The sequence below is a fragment of the Amycolatopsis sp. NPDC003865 genome (assembly GCF_053605345.1).
Genome location: NZ_JBSGJA010000005.1, coordinates 149,438 through 166,227 on the forward strand (window position 1 = coordinate 149,438; position 16,790 = coordinate 166,227).

Consider the following 16,790-nt stretch of genomic DNA (forward strand, 5'->3'; position numbering starts at 1 on the left):
GGGCCCTTCAGTCGCTCTTCCGGTAGAGATCCTTCTTCGCGATGTAGCGGACGACGCCGTCGGGCACGAGGTACCAGACCGGCTCCCCGCGTTCGACGCGCTCGCGGCAGCCGGTCGAGGAGATCGCCATCGCGGTGACCTCGACGAGGCTGACCTTGCCGCTGGGCAGGTGGTGCGAATTGAGCCGGTAACCGGGCCGCGTGACGCCGATGAAGTGCGCGAAGTCGAACAGCTCGTCGGCCTTGTGCCAGGTCAGGATCTGCTCGAGCGCGTCGGCGCCGGTGATGAAGAAGAGCTGGTCCTCGGGGTACTCGGCGTGCAGGTCGCGCAGCGTGTCGACGGTGTAGGTCTGGCCGCCGCGGTCGATGTCGACGCGGCTGACCGAGAACACCGGGTTGGACGCGGTCGCGATGACCGTCATGAGGTAGCGGTCCTCGGCCTTGGTCACCTGGCGGCCGGTCTTCTGCCACGGCTGCCCGGTGGGGACGAAGATCACCTCGTCGAGCCCGAACCGGGACTGGACCTCGCTGGCCGCGACGAGGTGGCCGTGGTGCACGGGGTCGAACGTGCCGCCCATGACCCCGATCCGCCGTGGTGACATGACCGGAGAGCCTATACAGCCGGGGGCCCGGGGGCCGGGTGCTGTGGGACACCTCGCCCGACCGGGCAGCAGTTGTGATTCAGGTCACATAACGGCCCGTATTCGTCGCGAACGGTCCGTTCGCGACGCCGCCGATTCCCGATTCGTCGGTGCCATGGGGTAGACGTGGGGACGTGGACACGACCAGCACCACCTCAGCCCTCCGCGACCGCGCCGAGACCCTCCTCCGGGCGCTGGCCGGCGACTCGGCGAAGCTGCGCGAAGACCAGTGGACGGCCATCGAGGCCCTCGTAGCGCAGCGGCGCCGCGCGCTGGTCGTGCAGCGCACCGGCTGGGGCAAGTCGGCGGTGTACTTCCTGGCCACGGCGTTGCTGCGCGAACAGGGCAGCGGGCCGACGGTCATCGTCTCGCCCCTGCTCGCCCTGATGCGCAACCAGATCTCGGCGGCGGCGCGCGCCGGGATCCACGCGGCGACGATGAACTCCGCGAACCCGCAGGAGTGGGACCAGGTCCAGGCGGCGGTCGCGGCCGGCGAGGTGGACGTGCTGCTGGTCAGCCCCGAACGGCTGAACAACCCGGACTTCCGCGACAACGTGCTGCCGAAGCTGACCGCGAGCACCGGCCTGCTGGTGGTCGACGAGGCGCACTGCATCTCCGACTGGGGGCACGACTTCCGGCCGGACTACCGGCGCCTGCGGACGTTGCTCGGAGACCTCCCCGACGGCGTGCCGGTGCTGGCGACCACGGCGACGGCCAACGACCGCGTCGTCACCGACGTCGCCGAGCAGCTGGGCCTCGGCACCGGCGGGGACACGCTGGTGCTGCGCGGCACCCTCGACCGGGAGAGCCTGCGGTTGTCGGTGTGCCGGCTGCCGACGTCGCAGGCGCGGCTGGCGTGGCTCGCCGACCACCTGGCCGAGCTGCCGGGCTCGGGGATCATCTACTGCCTGACCGTGGCGGCGGCGCACGACGTCGCGTCGCTGCTGAAGGACCGCGGTTACCCGGTGGCGGCCTACACCGGCAAGACCGACCCGGCCGACCGGCAGGCGGCCGAGGACGACCTGCTCGGCAACCGCGTCAAGGCGCTGGTCGCGACGTCGGCGCTCGGCATGGGGTTCGACAAGCCGGACCTCGGGTTCGTCGTGCACCTCGGGGCGCCGTCGTCGCCGATCGCGTACTACCAGCAGGTCGGCCGCGCCGGGCGTGGCGTGGAACGCGCCGAGGTCGTGCTGCTGCCCGGCGAGGAGGACCGGGCGATCTGGGCGTACTTCGGGTCGCTCGCCTTCCCGGACGAGCTGCGGGTGACGCAGGTGCTGAACACGCTGTCCTACGCCGACCGTCCACTGTCGACCGCGGCGCTCGAGCCGTCGGTCGAGCTTTCGCGGTCCCGGCTGGAAATGGTGCTGAAGGTGCTGGACGTCGACGGCGCGGTGCGGCGCGTCAAGGGCGGCTGGACGAGCACGGGCGAGGAGTGGGAGTACGACCGCGGGCGGTACCGGCGGGTCGCGGAGGCCCGTGACCGCGAGCAGGAGGCGATGCTCGGCTACCTGGCGACCGAGGGCTGCCGGATGGAATACCTGCGGCGCCAGCTCGACGACCCCGAGGCGGCGCCGTGCGGGCGGTGCGACAACTGCACCGGGCAGCACTGGGACACGACGGTGTCCGAAGACGTCGCCGAGGCGACCCGCGAACGGCTGCAGCGGCCGGGTGTCGAGGTCGCGCCGCGGAAGCAGTGGCCCACCGGGATGTCCTCTTTGGACGTTCCGGTCTCCGGCCGGATCGGAGCCGACGACCAGGCCGAACCGGGCCAGGTGCTCGGGCGGCTCACCGACGTCGGCTGGGGCAACCGGCTGCGGGAACTGGTCGGTCCCCAGGCGAAGGACGCCGAGGTGCCGGACTCGGTGTTCAAGGCGTGCGTGCAGGTGCTCGCCGGGTGGCAGTGGGCGCAGCGGCCGGTGGCGGTGGTGGCCGTGCCGTCGTCGACGCGGCCGCAGCTGGTCTACAGCCTGGCGACACGGCTGGCCGAGATCGGCAGGCTCGACTTCCTCGGCGCGCTCGACGCGGACGGCCCGCCACCGCGGCAGGCGAACAGCGCACAACGGCTGGCGGATCTGTGGCGGCGGCTGAGCATGCCGGCCGACCTCGCGGGGATCCTGCCCGCCGGACCGGTGCTGCTGGTGGACGACGTCATCGACACGGGCTGGACGATGACGCTGGCCGCCCGCCTGCTGCGGCGGGCCGGGGCGCCCGCGGTCCTGCCGTTCGCGCTGGCCAGCACGGCTTAGGAGAAGGGAGGACGGTAAGAACCTTTCGCACTGCGAACGAATGTGGCAAAGTCCCGTTCCACCTTCGGGTGACGTGGAGGCCGCCATGACCGAGTCCACCGTTCAGGCAACCCAGCGGCACCGGTTGCCGGTGCGCAAGCTGTTCGCGGCGAGCGCGGGCAACGCGCTGGAGTGGTTCGACTGGACGATCTACGCGACGTTCAGCATCTACTTCGCCAGTGCGTTCTTCCCGCCGGGCAACGACACCCTGGCCCTGATCAACACGTTCGCCACCTACGCGCTCGCGTTCTTCTTCCGCCCGCTGGGCGGGGTCCTGCTCGGGCGCTTCGCGGACACGCGCGGCCGGAAGCCGGCCATGATCCTCACCATCCTGCTCATGGCGGGCGGGTCGGTGGCGATCGGGCTGCTGCCGACGTTCGCGCAGGTCGGCTGGCTCGCGCCGATCCTGTTGCTGCTCGCCCGCGTCGCGCAGGGGCTGTCGCTCGGCGGTGAGGTGTCGAACGCGTCGGCCTACCTGGGTGAGATCGCGCCGCGGGAGCGTCGCGGCCGGTACTCGGCGTTCTTCTACATCTCGACCGGGTCGGCCGTGCTGGTCGCGACCGTGCTCGGGTTCGTCCTGGCCCGGGCGCTGGACAAGGCACAGCTCGCGTCCTGGGGCTGGCGGCTGCCGTTCCTGCTGGGCGGTGTCTTCGGCCTGGTCGGGCTGTGGCTGCGCCGGAGCCTCGCCGAGACCGAGCTGTTCGAGCAGACGAAGACCAAGGCGCGCAAGCTCGAGCGGCCGCTGCTGACGACGTTGACGCACCACCCCAAGGCCGTCGGCAGGCTCGTCGGCTTCACGATGCTCTCGACGCTCTGCTACTACACGTTCTTCAGCGCGTTGACCTCGTTCGCGGTGAAGAACCGGCACGCGGACGCCGACGCGGTCTTCCTCGCGCTGTCGGTCGGCACGGCGTTGTTCATCGCGCTGCAGTACCCGATGGGGGCGCTCGCGGACCGGGTCGGGCGGAAGCCGCAGCTGCTGGTGTGGTCCGGGGTGACCGCGGTGGTCGTCGTGCCGCTGTCCACTTTGATCGGCCCGAACGTCGGCGGGCTGCTCGTGGTGTTCTGCGTCGGGCTCGGGCTGTACACGGCGATGACGTCGATCGCGCCGGCCATCATGAGCGAGCTGTTCCCCACCGAACTGCGCGGGCTGGGGATCGGCGCCTGGTACAACCTGACCGTCGCGATCTTCGGCGGCACCGCGCCGCTGCTCATCACGCTCTTCGGCACGGTCTCGCAGACGCTCTACTTCTGGTACGTCGCCGTGGGCGCGGCGATCGCGTTCGCCGTCATCCTCACGCTGCCCGAAACGAAGGGCAGCGAGCTGCGGTAAACCCTTCGTCACCGGCCGGTCACGCTCGCTACGCTGCGGATCCCGTGACCGAGCCGAAGGAGGGACACCGTGCAGCAGACCGCCGACGTCACCGAGGAGCTGGCCCGCCGCGTGGTGGCCGCCGCCGGCGAGGCGCTGGACGTCGCGCTGACACCGGAGCAGGCGCTGGTCCAGGCGTCGCCGCGCGAGGGCGTCGACTACCAGGCCAACCTCGCGATGAGCCTGGGCAAACGGCTCGGCCGTCCGCCGCGCGAGGTCGCCGGGCTGATCGCCGGCGCGCTGGACCTCGACGGCATCGCCGAGCCACCCGAGATCGCCGGGCCCGGGTTCCTCAACTTCCTGCTGCGCAAGGAATGGCTCGAGCACCGGACCGCCGCGCTGCTCGGCGACCCGCGCCTCGGCGTGCCGGAAATCCCGGCGCCGCGGCGGATCGCGCTGGACTACAGCAGCCCGAACGTCGCCAAGGAGATGCACGTCGGGCACCTGCGGACGTCGGTCATCGGCGACGCGCTCGGCCGGCTGCTGCGGTTCGCCGGGCACGAAGTGCTGCCGCACAACCACCTCGGCGACTGGGGCACGCCGTTCGGGATGCTGATCGAGCACCTGCTCGACGTCCCGGCCGGGCAGCGCGCCATCGCCGACCTCGACGCCTTCTACCGCGAAGCGCGGCGGAAGTTCGACACCGACGAGGCGTTCGCGACCCGCGCGCGTGAACGAGTGGTGCTGCTGCAGAGCGGCGACGAAGAGACGCTCGGCGTCTGGCGGGAACTGATCGCCGAGTCGACGCGGCACTTCGACGAGGTCTACGCGCTGCTCGGGATTTCGCTGACGGACGAGGACATCTACGGCGAGAGCTTCTACAACCCGTACCTCGCCGGCGTGGTCGACGACCTCGAAAAGGCCGGGCTGACCGAGATCAGCGACGGCGCGGTCTGCGTGTTCCCCGAGGGGTTCCGCAACCGCGAGGGCGACCGGCTGCCGCTGATCGTCCGCAAACGCGACGGCGGCTACGGGTACGCGGCGACCGACCTGGCCACGGCCCGCTACTGGACGGCCGAACGCGGCGCGACCGACCTGCTCTACGTCGTCGGTGCTCCGCAGGCGCAGCACTTCGCGATGGTGTTCGCCGTCTGCCGCGCCGCCGGCTGGCTGACCGGGCACGCCGAGCACATCGGTTTCGGCACGGTGCTGGGCGCCGACGGCAAGACCATGCGGACCCGGTCCGGCGACACGGTCAAGCTGGCCGACCTGCTCACCGAAGCCGTCTCGCAGGCCGCCGCGGTCGTCGCCGAACGCAGTGAACTCGACGCGGCCGGGCAGGCCGAAGTCGCGCGGGCGGTCGGCATCGGCGCGGTCAAGTACGCCGACCTGTCCGGTGACCGCGAGCGCGACTACGTCTTCGCGTGGGACCGGATGCTCGCCAAGGAGGGCAACACCTCGGTGTACCTGCAGTACGCGCACGCGCGGACGCAGTCGATCCTCCGCAAGGCGGGCGGAGGTCCCGACGGCGCGGAAATCCTGCTGGAAGCACCGGCGGAACGAGCGTTGGCGGTGAAGCTGCTCAGGTTCGGCGAAGCGCTGAGGGCCGCTACGACCGCGTACGCACCGCACAAGCTCTGCACGTACCTGTACGAGACGGCAGTCGCGTTTTCCCGGTTCTTCGAGGAATGTCCGGTCCTGAAAGCGTCTTCGCCGTCGCTGCGCGCGTCGCGGCTGAGGTTGACTACGCTGACGTCGCACACGCTCGCGCTCGGGCTTTCCCTGCTCGGCATCGAAGCGCCCGACCAGCTCTAGCGGGAGACCACTGTGGAACTGCCCGGCGACCTGCTCGCACTGCTGCGCGAGCCCAGCCTCTGCTTCCTGTCGACGCTGATGCCGGACGGCTCGCCGCAGCTCACCCAGACCTGGGTGGACACCGACGGCACGCACATCCTCGTCAACACCGTGCTGGGGCACCAGAAGCAGCGCAACATCGCGCGTGACCCGCGGGTGGCGCTCAACGTCGCCGACCGCGACCGGCCGTCGCGGTACTACGCGATCCGCGGGCGCGTCCTCGACATGACCGAGGACGGCGCCGTCGAGCACATCGAAACGCTGTCGCAGCGCTACCTCGGCGGCCCGTACCCGTGGTGGGGCGGGCGCGACCAGACGCGGCTGCTGCTGACGATCAAAGCGGATCGGATCGCGTCGTGATCATCGTCGCCGGCTGGCTGGCCGTCGCTCCCGAAGAGCGTGACGCCTACCTCGCAGGGTGCGCCAAAGCCGTCCGGCTCGCGCGCGAAGCGCCCGGCTGCCTGGAGTACGCATTAGGCGCCGACCTGCTCGACTCCGGCCGGATCACCGTGTACGAACGCTGGGAGTCCGATGAGGACCTCGAGCGCTTCCGCGGGTCCGGGCCGTCGGACGAGCAGTCCGCGCAGATCCTCGACGCGTCCGTGGCGCGCTACCGGATTTCGGCGGTCGAGGCGCCGTGATCCGCTAGCAGCGTCACCAGTTCGCCGGCCAGGCCGCGGCCGATCGGCTCCCGCGTCGCGAGGAGCCGGTACCAGAGCGTGCCGAACACGACGTCGACGACCGTGCCGGGCGCGACACCCGCGGGCAGTTCGCCGCGCTCGCGGGCGCGGTCGACGATCGTCCCCAGCGCTTCGCGGCGGCGGTGCAGGAAGTCCTCCCGGAACCGCTTGCCGAACTCCGGGTCGATCTGCGCCTGCGCCATCAGCGCCCGCAGGGTGTCCGCGACCTGGTTCTTCTCCCCCAGTTCGAACGTGCTGTCCAGGAACTGCCCGAGGTCGGCGCGGAACGACCCCACGTCGGGGATCGGGATCTGCAGGTCGGCTTTCGTCGCGAGCGCGTCGAGGAGGACGTCGGCCTTCGACGGCCACCAGCGGTAGATCGTCTGCTTGCCGACGCCGGAGCGCGCGGCGATGCCTTCGACGGTCAGCGTGCCGTACCCCGCCTCCGCGACCAGGTCGAGCGTCGCGGCGAGGATCGCCAGGCGGCTCTGCTCACTGCGCTTGCGGCCGGGGCGGGACTGGTCGGTCATGGGATCCGATGGTAGCGTCGATTTCGAAACGAGACGTACCGGTTCGAAATGGGGAACAAGCATGAGCATCGCACTCGTCGCCGGCGGCACCTCGGGCATCGGCCTGGCGACCGCGCGGCGGCTGCACGAGCGGGGTTACACCGTCCACGTCACCGGACGCGGCAAGGAGCGCTTGGACGACGTGGCCGCGAGCGACCCGTCGCTGACCGGGCACCAGGCCGACGGCGGCGACGCAACGGCGATGGGCGCGCTGGCCTCCTCGTTGGGGACGATCGACGTGCTGGTCGTGAGCCTGTCCGGCGCGGAGGGCATGGGGCCGATCGATTCGCTGGACCTCGCGATGCTGCGGCGGGCTTTCGACGCGAAGTTCTGGGCGCACTTGACCACGATCCAGGCGGTGCTGCCGTACCTGGCCGCGGAGGGGTCGATCACGCTGCTGAGCGCGATCACGGCCCGGGCGGCGATGGCGGGCACGGCGGGGATCGGCGCCGTGAACGCGGCGATCGAAGCACTGGTCAAGCCGCTGGCGGTGGAGCTGGCGCCGCGGCGGGTGAACGCGGTTTCGCCGGGGGTGGTGAACACGGCGTGGTGGAACGGCTTCCCGGCGGAGGTGCGGGACGGGTTCTTCGCGCAAACGGCGGCTTCGATCCCGGCGCGGCGCGTGGCGACGGCGGACGATGTCGCGGAGGTGGTGACGCTGGCGGCGACCAACCGCAACGTGACTGGGACGGTGCTGGAAGCCGACGGCGGTGCCCGCCTGGTGTCGCTGGGATGAGGCCGGGCGGCGCTTTCACATGAAAGTGCCGCGTAGGGCGGCGGGGCGCGGGCCTGCCGGCGAGCACGGAGCAGATGGCGTGCCGGGCCATTGGCGGCAGGGATTCGGCTTTGCGCGAGGCTTCGGCGCGGAGTCGGCCACGCGAGGGATCCGAGCGGAGCGCGGCCAGCCGCGCGACGGCCGCCGCCGAAGCCGCGGGCCGGCGGGTCCACCGGCGGGCGCGGCATCAGCCGAGCGAGGGGCAGCGGGGCGGAGTTGCGTCGGCAGCGGCTTCTAGCGGCGTAGCGGGACCAGGTCGTCAGCGTGGACGACCTCTCGCCGCTGCTCCTCCGGCAGCTCGTGCGATGACCGGCCGATCAGCTCCGGCAGCTCCGTCGCGTCGAAGGCCACCACTCCGCGGGCCACCGGGCGGTCCTTCGCGTCCACCAGGTCGACCACGTCGCCCGCCTGGAACTCGCCCTCCACGCCCGTGATCCCCGCCGCCAGCAGCGATCGGCGGCGGCGGACCACCGCCGTCACCGCGCCGTCGTCCAAGCGGAGCTTTCCCGTCGTGTCCGCCGCGTAGCCCAGCCAGAACCTGCGGGCCGACAAGCGCGTGTCCGCCGGGGCGAACGCCGTTCCCGGGGAAGCCGACGTCAACGCCGCCGACGCTTCCGAAGCCGCCGCCAACAGGACCGGGATGCCCGCTCCGGCCGCCGTCCGGGCGGCCGCGAGCTTCGAGACCATCCCGCCCGTTCCCAGGCCGGAGCTGGACATGCCGACCGAGATTCCGTCCACATCGGACTCCGAGAGGACCTCGGTCAGCTTGCGGGTCGCGCCGTCGCGGGGGTCGCCGTCGTACAGACCGTCCACATCGGACAGCAGGACCAGCGCGTCCGCGCCGATCAGGTGCGCGACCAACGCAGCTAGGCGGTCGTTGTCGCCGAAGCGGATTTCCTCCGTCGCCACGGTGTCGTTCTCGTTGACCACCGGGACCGCGCCCAGCGCCAGCAACCGCGAGAACGTGCGCTGCGCGTTGCGGTAGTGCGACCGGCGGACGACGTCGTCCGACGTCAGCAGGACCTGGCCGACCGTCAGCGAATACCGGCCGAACGACTCCGCGTACGCGTGGGCAAGCTGCAGCTGCCCGACGCTCGCCGCCGCCTGCTGCGTCGCCAGGTCACGCGGGCGCTTGCCCAGCGAAAGCGGGGCGAGGCCGGCGCCGATCGCGCCCGAGGACACCAGCACGATCTGGGCGTCGCGGGACACGCGCTCGGCGATCGCGTCGACCAGCGCGTCCAGGCGGGCCACGTCGAGGCCGCTGCCCGCCGTCGTCAGGGCCGACGAACCGACCTTGACGACCAGGCGCCGGGCCGAGGCGATCGCTTCGCGCGTGCCGCTCACGCGTCGAGGTCCAGGTCGTCGTCCTCGCCCGTGCCGTCGCGGCGGATCCGGCGGGCCTCCTTGCGCTCGGCCGCGCCGACGCGGTCGGTGCGCTCCAGCCGGACGTCGGTGCCGCGCCCGGACAGGTGGACCGCCACCGACGGCGTCGACGGCTCCCACTCGAACTGGACGTCGCCGATCGTGACCGGGCTGCCCGGCTTCGCGCCGAGCTTCGCCAGCTCGTCCTCGACGCCGAGACGGTTGAGCCGGTCGGCCAGGTAGCCGACGGCCTCGTCGTTGCCGAAGTTCGTCTGGCGGATCCACCGCTCCGGGCGGGAGCCGCGCACGATGAACGCGCCCTCCTCCTCGGGGTCGACCTCGACGGTGAACCCGGAGTCGTCGACGGCGAGCGGCCGCAGGACGATCTTCTCCGGCTCCAGCACCGGCTGCGCCTCGCGGTATTCCTCGACGACGGCGGCCAGCGCGAACGTCAGCTCGCGCAGGCCCTTGCGGGAAGCGGTCGAGACCTCGAACACCTGAAGGCCGCGGGCCTCGAACTCCGGCCGGACGAACTCGGCGAGCTCGGCGGCCTCCGGGATGTCGATCTTGTTGAGCACGACCACACGGGGACGTTCCTCGAGCTTGCCGCCGAGCCCGGGGGTGTACTTGGCCAGCTCCTCTTCGAGCGCGTCCACATCGGACACCGGGTCGCGGCCCGGCTCCAGCGTCGCGCAGTCGACGACGTGCACCAGCACCGCGCAGCGCTCGATGTGGCGGAGGAAGTCGAGGCCCAGGCCCTTGCCCTCGGACGCGCCGGGGATCAGGCCGGGCACGTCGGCCATCGTGAACACCGTGTCGCCGCCGGTGATGACGCCGAGGTTCGGCACCAGCGTGGTGAACGGGTAGTCGGCGATCTTCGGCTTGGCCGCGGAGAGCACCGAGATCAGCGACGACTTGCCGGCGGACGGGAAGCCGAGCAGGCCGACGTCGGCGACCGAGCGCAGCTCCAGCGTCAGGCTCCGGGCCTCGCCCGGCTCGCCCAGCAGCGCGAACCCGGGGGCCTTGCGGGCCTTCGACGCGAGCGCGGCGTTCCCGAGGCCGCCGCGGCCGCCCTGCGCCGCGACGAACGTGGTGCCGGGGCCGATGAGGTCGGCGACCATCTCGCCGTCCTCGGTGAAGACCACGGTGCCCGACGGCACCTTCATGACCAGCGTCTCCCCCGCCGCGCCGGCGCGGTTGCCGCCCTGGCCCATCTTGCCGCTGCCCGCCTTGGCGTGCGGGCGGAAGTGGAAGTCCAGCAGGGTGTGCACGTTCGGGTCGACGACCAGCAGGACGTCGCCGCCGTTGCCGCCGTTGCCGCCGTCGGGGCCGCCGAGGGGCTTGAACTTCTCGCGGTGCACCGAGGCACAGCCGTTGCCCCCGTCACCGGCGGTCAGGTGGATGACCGCGCGGTCCACGAACCGGGACGCCATGACTCTGCCTCACTTCACTAGCCGAAAAGGGTATGCACAAAACAAACGAGGGGTGGCACCGGATATTCCGGCCCCACCCCTCGTCAGAGGTCTAGACAGAAGCCGAATCAGGCTTCCGACGGCACGATGTTGACCGTCTTGCGGCCACGCTTCTCGCCGAACTGGACCGCGCCGGCGGCCAGGGCGAACAGCGTGTCGTCGCCGCCACGGCCGACGTTCACGCCGGGGTGGAACTTGGTGCCGCGCTGGCGGATCAGGATCTCGCCGGCGTTGACTTCCTGGCCGCCGAAGCGCTTGACGCCGAGGCGCTGCGCGTTCGAGTCACGACCGTTGCGGGAGCTGGACGCACCCTTCTTGTGAGCCATAGCTCAGTCCTCTTTCAGTCTTACGAAGATCCGGAGAAACCCTTACAGGGAGATGGCGGTGACCTCGACGCGGGTCAGCTTCTGCCGGTGACCCTGGCGCTTGTGGTAGCCCGTCTTGTTCTTGAACTTGTGGATCCGGATCTTCGGACCCTTGGTCTGCTCGACGACCTTGCCGGTGACCGAGACCTTCGCCAGCGCGTCGGCGTCCGTGGTGACCTCGCCACCGTCGACGTACAAAACGGCGGGGAGGATGTGCTCGGTGCCCGGCTCGCCCTCGAGCTTCTCGACCTCGACGACGTCGCCGACGGCCACCTTGTACTGCTTGCCGCCGGTCTTGACGATCGCGTACGCCGACACGGAAGTCTCCTGCATTACTCGACAATGGGTGGGGGCCCGCGCGACCGGCCCACCTGGTGGAGACGGCGGTCCTGGACTCGCGCAGCGACCTGCTCTGGTGGCAGGCCGTACTACAGGTTACGTGGGGTGCCCCGGTGCGTTACCACCGGGGTCCCCCTAGTCGTTCACTTGCTCTGGTCGGAGGCGTGCACCGGCGGACCCGCCGGGCGCGACGCGGCCCGGCGCGGACGGCGCCGGGTGGAGCGCGCGGCCGGTTCCGGCACGCTGACCTCCGGCTCGGCGACCGGCTCCGAAGACGCCACGGCCTCGGGAGACGCCGCGACCGGCTCTTCCGCCGGTTCCGGCGCCGGGGTCCGCTCGACCTCGGGCTCCTCCTCCGGCGGCACCGGGGCCTCGTCCGCCTCGGTGGTCACCGGGGTGCCGGCGACCTCCTGGGCGGGCTCGGCGGGCGGCTCGGCCGCCACCGGCGTCTCGTCGGCCTCCGTGGTCGCCGGGACGTCCGCCAGTTCCCTGGCCGGCCCGGTGCCGTTCAGGGCGCCCTGGTCGTGGTCCTTGGCGGCCTTGGCGGCGTTGGCCACCGCCGCCACCGCGGACGCGATCGACTCGCGCCGCTCCGGCGGCGGAACCGCGTGCACCTCGGCCTTGGCGGCTTCGGCCTGCTCCTTGGCGGCCTCCTCGCCCTTGCCGCGGCCCCGCGACCGGCGGGAGCTCTTCTCCCCGCCGCCGCCGTTGCCGTTACCGCCGTTGCCGTTCCCGCCGTGGGAGTGCGAGCCGCCGCCGGTGCGCTGCACCTCGGTCGAGACGAGCACGCCCCGGCCCTTGCAGTGCTCGCACGGCGTCGAGAACGCCTCCAGCAGGCCGGTGCCGATCTTCTTGCGGGTCATCTGCACCAGGCCGAGCGAGGTGACCTCGGCGACCTGGTGGCGCGTGCGGTCGCGGCCGAGGCACTCGGTGAGGCGGCGCAGCACCAGTTCGCGGTTCGACTCGAGCACCATGTCGATGAAGTCGATGACGATGATGCCGCCGATGTCCCGCAGCCGGAGCTGGCGGACGATCTCCTCCGCCGACTCCAGGTTGTTGCGGGTCACCGTCTCCTCGAGGTTGCCACCCGATCCGGTGAACTTGCCGGTGTTGACGTCGATGACCGTCATCGCCTCGGTGCGGTCGATGACCAGGTAACCGCCGCTCGGCAGCCAGACCTTGCGGTCGAGCGCCTTGGTGATCTGCTCGTCGATCCGGTGGTCGGCGAACGCGTCGCCGGTGCCGGTGTAGCGCTTGACCCGGTCGGCGAGCTCCGGCGCGACGTGGCTGACGTAGCCGTTGATGGTCTCCCAGGAGCGGTTGCCCTGGATCTCCAGCTTGGTGAAGTCCTCGGTGAAGAGGTCGCGCACGACCTTGACCAGCAGGTCGGGCTCTTCGTAGAGCATCGTCGGCGCGCCGCCCTTCTTGCCGGAACCGGCGGCGGCCTTCTCCTTGATGACGTCCCACTGCGCCTTCAGGCGGTCGACGTCGCGGCCCAGCTCCTCCTCGCCGATGCCCTCGGAGGCGGTGCGGATGATGACGCCCGCGTCCTCCGGGACGATCCGCTTGAGGATGTCCTTGAGCCGGCGGCGCTCGTTCTCCGGCAGCTTGCGGGAGATGCCGGTGGCGCCGCCCGCGGGGACGTACACCAGGAAGCGGCCGGGCAGCGAGATCTGCGTCGTCAGCCGGGCGCCCTTGTGCCCGACCGGGTCCTTGGTGACCTGGACCAGCACGGAGTCGCCGGTGGACAGCGCCTGCTCGATCTTGCGGGCCTTGCCCTCCAGGCCGGCGGCGTCCCAGTCGACCTCACCGGCGTACAGCACGGCGTTGCGGCCGCGGCCGATGTCGATGAACGCGGCTTCCATGCTCGGCAGCACGTTCTGGACGCGGCCGAGGTAGACGTTGCCGACGATCGAGCCGGAGCCCGACTGCGTCACGAAGTGCTCGACCAGCACGCCGTCTTCGAGCACGGCGATCTGGGTCGAATCGCCCTTTTCGAGGACGACCATCGCGCGGTCGACCGACTCGCGGCGGGCGAGGAACTCGGCCTCGGACAGGATCGGGGCGCGGCGGCGGCCCGCCTCGCGGCCGTCGCGGCGGCGCTGGCGCTTGGCCTCCAGGCGGGTCGACCCGCGGACGCTGCGCACCTCGTCGCGCGCCGGGCGCTCGGGCTGCTCGGCCTTCGCCTGACGGACGTGCGTGACGGTGTTGGGCGGGTCGTCGGTGGTCTCGGCGTCGTCACCGTCCGAGCCCTTGCGGCGACGGCGGCGGCGACGGCGCTTGCTGCCGCCCTCGCCCTCGTCGCCGTCGCTTTCGGCGTCGGCGGCTTCCTCGGCCTCTTCGGCGTCCGCTTCGGGCTTTTCGTCCCCGTTGCGGGACTTCTGCCGCTCCTCGGCCTGGTCGTCGTTCTCGGCGGTCTCGTCGCCGCCGTCGGCACCCTTGCCGCGGCCGCGGCCGCGACGGCCCCGGCGACGACGGCGGCGGCTGCCGCCGTCCTCGTCTTCGTCGGTCTCGGTGGCCGCGGTGGTCTCTTCGGCCTCTTCCTCGGCGGCGTCGGGCTCGGGCCGGGTCCGCGACTCCGGGCGGGGCTCCGGCTCCGCGAACGGGTCGGCGGGCTTGCGGGCCGGCTTGGCCGCGGGCTCGGCGGGCTCCGGCGGCAGGAAGACCGGCGACGGCGCGGCGAACACCGGCAGGTGCGCGCGGGTCTTCTGCCGCGGGCGCGGCTTCTCGGCCTCGGCGGCCGGCTGCGGGGCGCGGCCGGTCTGCCCCTGGTCGGGGGCACCGGCGGCGGGCTGCGCGAACGGCTGCCCGGCACTGCCCCGGCCGGCGGGCCGGCGCTGCGCGGCGCCCTCGTCGTCGCCCGCGCCGTCCTGGCCGGCCGGCTGGTCGCTGTTGGGCTCGTCCTGGCCGGCCTCGACCGGCTGCTCACCTTCGGCGGGGGCGAAGGCCTCGGCCACCTTGAGCGCCACGTCCCTGGTCACGCTCGACTGCGCGCTGCGCACGCTTTCCCCCAGCTCGGCGAGCTGGGCGAGAACGTCCCGGCTGTGCTTCTCCAGCAGCTTCGCCAGCGCGTGCACCCGGATCCGGGCGGGCAGGTCGGCCAGCGGGCCGCTCGTGGGTGTGGCGGGATTCCCGCCGGTGTGCTCGGCGGGTGTTTCCGCGTTCGACATGTGTCTCCTCCGCCCCCGGGCGCGTCTGCCGGTTCGCACCGGCAGGGACGCGGCCGCGCAGGGGCCCCTTTCTGTTCGTTCCGCCGTGGTGGTCACCAGCGACGGGAATCCTTGCCCGACGACCGGGCGCCGCACCACCGCATCCGGTGACGCGCAACCCGGTCAAAGGTCTGCTCGGCGCTGTGCGCGGCACTCGCGGCCCCCGGGCCGCCCGCCACGTCGTCCAGCCGCCCGGCTCCCGGGCGGCGACGCGCGTCGTGCTGATTCGTGCACATCACCGGGCCACAACGCCGCAGGCAGCACCTCTCACATGCGCCCCGCGGCCCAGCGGCCACCCCGAGTATCCCACACCGGGTGACTGCTCCGGTGTACTCGGTGCCTCCGCCCACGCCGCCGGGCGCGCCGGGCCGTCCTCCCACCCGCCCCGGCCGGGGGAACTTGGCCGTAGCGCTTGTCCGCCGGGCACCGGGTGGCTACCGTGCGGCTCGGGGTGACCGGGATCTCGCGCGCCGGCACCCGCGGTTCCTGCATCCGGTGGGAGGTCCGGTGTCCCTGCTGGCGCGGCCGCTGCGAGCGGCCGTGTGCACCGTACTGGTGCTTTCGGGATGCGTCACCGCCGGTCCGGCGGCGGCCGACGCGCCCGCCTGCGGCCACGGCCGGGCCCTGCGCTACGTCGTCGCCTTCGACCGCGGCACGGCCGAATCAGCCGCCCGCGCGCAGGTCACGGCCGCGTGCGGCGCCACCACCGTCTACTACCCGCAGATCGCCGTGGCGGTCGCCACCTCGGGCGACCCGGAGTTCGGCGCCCGGATCGGGCTCGACCGGGCGTTCAGCGCCCAGGCCGAGCGGCTGGCCGCGCAGCGCGCCACCGAGGTCAGGCCGCAGCCCGCGCGGGCCACGCTGCCCGTCACCGACCCGGCCCGCGTGCCCACCGCGGACCTGAGCGGGCGGCAGTGGGACATGCGGATGATCAACGCGGGCCGGGCGGCGAGCGGCAGCCGTGACGTCGTCGTCGGCGTCCTCGACTCGGGCATCGACCCGGACCACCCGGACCTGACCGGCGCCCTCGACCGCGACGACTCCGCGGGCTGCCTGACCGGTGCGCCCGACCGGTCGCCGTCGGCCTGGGCGCCGACGACGTCGGTGCACGGCACGCACGTGGCGGGGATCATCGCGGCGGCCGACGACGGGCGCGGGGTGACGGGGGTGGCGCCCGGGGTCCGGGTGGCGTCGGTGAAGGTGATCGACGACCGCGGCTACGCCGACCCGGAGGCCGCGGTGTGCGGCCTGATGTGGGCGGCCTCGCGGCACCTGCGGCTGACGAACAGCAGCTTCTTCGTGAACCCGTGGACACTGTCGTGCATCCGGGGCGACGACCGCGGGGTGGTGCACGAGGTCCTCGCGCGGGCGGTGGAGTACAGCACGTCGGCGGGGACGCTGAACGTCGCGGCGGCGACGAACGAGGCCATCGACCTGACGCCCTCGGCGCGCTCCGGCTCCGCCGGGGCCGGGTCCGGGTGCGAAGCGCTGCCGGCCGGGCTGCGGGACGTCGTCGCGGTGTCCGCCGTCGGCTCTGACCGGGTGAAGGCGGGCTACAGCTCGTACGGGCTGGGCGTGATCGACGTCACGGCCCCCGGCGGGGAAACCGGCGAGTGCGTGCTCTCGACGGTGCCCGGGGGGTACGCGCCGCTGTGCGGGACGTCGATGGCGGCGCCGCACGTCACCGGGGTGCTGGCGCTGCTCGCGTCGGCCTTGCCGAACGCCGGGCCGCGGCAGCTGCGGCGCACGCTGGACGCCCAGGCGATGCCGATGCCCTGCCCGGCCGACTACGACCTCACCGGCGACGGCACCCAGGACGCGTACTGCGCGGGGTACGAGGGGTTCAACGGCTTCTACGGCCACGGGATGGTGGACGCGCGGGCCGCCGCCGTGCCGCGGGGCAAGCCCGACCCGGCCCGCTGAGCCGG

General features: G+C 72.4%; 14 protein-coding genes. 7 read left to right on the top strand and 7 right to left on the bottom strand.

Annotated elements, in window-relative coordinates; all coding sequences use genetic code 11:
* Nucleotides 1-7: 7 nt before the first annotated feature.
* Nucleotides 8-577 carry a nicotinate-nucleotide adenylyltransferase gene (gene nadD, locus ACWEVP_RS14845; RefSeq protein ID WP_452063304.1) on the bottom strand — a complete coding sequence of 190 codons (570 nt, stop codon included), beginning with the start codon at nt 575-577 and terminating at the stop codon, nt 8-10.
* Nucleotides 578-774: 197 nt separating this feature from the next.
* Here nadD and ACWEVP_RS14850 point away from each other — a divergent pair, with 197 nt between their 5' ends.
* The 5 genes from ACWEVP_RS14850 (at nt 775) to ACWEVP_RS14870 (ending at nt 6,732) form a co-directional block, all read left to right on the top strand.
* On the top strand, nt 775-2,886 hold the full coding sequence (locus ACWEVP_RS14850; RefSeq protein ID WP_452063087.1) for a RecQ family ATP-dependent DNA helicase: 2,112 nt from the start codon (nt 775-777) through the stop codon (nt 2,884-2,886).
* An 85-nt stretch (nt 2,887-2,971) separates the two neighbouring features.
* Nucleotides 2,972-4,258 (top strand): MFS transporter, encoded by a 1,287-nt coding sequence (locus ACWEVP_RS14855; protein ID WP_452063088.1) that lies wholly within the window; start codon nt 2,972-2,974, stop codon nt 4,256-4,258.
* A 69-nt stretch (nt 4,259-4,327) separates the two neighbouring features.
* Nucleotides 4,328-6,052 (top strand): arginine--tRNA ligase, encoded by a 1,725-nt coding sequence (gene argS, locus ACWEVP_RS14860; RefSeq protein WP_452063089.1) that lies wholly within the window; start codon nt 4,328-4,330, stop codon nt 6,050-6,052.
* Nucleotides 6,053-6,064: 12 nt separating this feature from the next.
* A complete protein-coding gene (locus ACWEVP_RS14865) occupies nt 6,065-6,451 on the top strand; it encodes a PPOX class F420-dependent oxidoreductase (protein ID WP_452063090.1) in 387 nt (128 codons plus the stop codon).
* Nucleotides 6,448-6,732: a putative quinol monooxygenase gene (locus ACWEVP_RS14870; RefSeq protein WP_452063091.1), complete on the top strand. Its 285-nt coding sequence runs from the start codon at nt 6,448-6,450 to the stop codon at nt 6,730-6,732. Before ACWEVP_RS14865 ends, ACWEVP_RS14870 begins: the two co-directional genes overlap by 4 nt.
* On the opposite strand, the gene ACWEVP_RS14875 is transcribed toward ACWEVP_RS14870, so the two are convergent.
* A complete protein-coding gene (locus ACWEVP_RS14875) occupies nt 6,702-7,301 on the bottom strand; it encodes a TetR/AcrR family transcriptional regulator (RefSeq protein ID WP_452063092.1) in 600 nt (199 codons plus the stop codon). The genes ACWEVP_RS14870 and ACWEVP_RS14875 overlap by 31 nt on opposite strands.
* Nucleotides 7,302-7,362: 61 nt before the next feature.
* On the opposite strand from ACWEVP_RS14875, the gene ACWEVP_RS14880 reads away from it, so the two are divergent.
* Nucleotides 7,363-8,076 carry an SDR family oxidoreductase gene (locus ACWEVP_RS14880; protein ID WP_452063093.1) on the top strand — a complete coding sequence of 238 codons (714 nt, stop codon included), beginning with the start codon at nt 7,363-7,365 and terminating at the stop codon, nt 8,074-8,076.
* Nucleotides 8,077-8,349: 273 nt separating this feature from the next.
* Here the strand turns inward: ACWEVP_RS14880 and proB are convergent, their stop codons facing one another.
* The 5 genes from proB to ACWEVP_RS14905 all read right to left on the bottom strand — a co-directional run bounded on the left by proB (nt 8,350) and on the right by ACWEVP_RS14905 (nt 14,823).
* The gene (gene proB, locus ACWEVP_RS14885) at nt 8,350-9,459 is read right to left on the bottom strand and encodes a glutamate 5-kinase (RefSeq protein WP_452063094.1); all 1,110 of its coding nucleotides are present in this window, start codon (nt 9,457-9,459) and stop codon (nt 8,350-8,352) included.
* Nucleotides 9,456-10,910 carry a GTPase ObgE gene (gene obgE / locus ACWEVP_RS14890; protein ID WP_452063095.1) on the bottom strand — a complete coding sequence of 485 codons (1,455 nt, stop codon included), beginning with the start codon at nt 10,908-10,910 and terminating at the stop codon, nt 9,456-9,458. Before obgE ends, proB begins: the two co-directional genes overlap by 4 nt.
* A 107-nt stretch (nt 10,911-11,017) precedes the next feature.
* Nucleotides 11,018-11,275, bottom strand: a complete 258-nt coding sequence (rpmA, locus tag ACWEVP_RS14895; protein ID WP_086846674.1) for a 50S ribosomal protein L27 — start codon at nt 11,273-11,275, stop codon at nt 11,018-11,020.
* A 42-nt stretch (nt 11,276-11,317) separates the two neighbouring features.
* A complete protein-coding gene (gene rplU, locus ACWEVP_RS14900; RefSeq protein WP_086678418.1) occupies nt 11,318-11,632 on the bottom strand; it encodes a 50S ribosomal protein L21 in 315 nt (104 codons plus the stop codon).
* Between the two features lie 164 nt (nt 11,633-11,796).
* Entirely contained in the window at nt 11,797-14,823 is a 3,027-nt protein-coding gene (locus ACWEVP_RS14905; RefSeq protein WP_452063096.1) for a translation initiation factor IF-2 N-terminal domain-containing protein, read from the bottom strand.
* Between the two features lie 546 nt (nt 14,824-15,369).
* On the opposite strand from ACWEVP_RS14905, the gene ACWEVP_RS14910 reads away from it, so the two are divergent.
* Nucleotides 15,370-16,785: a S8 family peptidase gene (locus tag ACWEVP_RS14910; protein ID WP_452063097.1), complete on the top strand. Its 1,416-nt coding sequence runs from the start codon at nt 15,370-15,372 to the stop codon at nt 16,783-16,785.
* Nucleotides 16,786-16,790 lie beyond the last annotated feature (5 nt).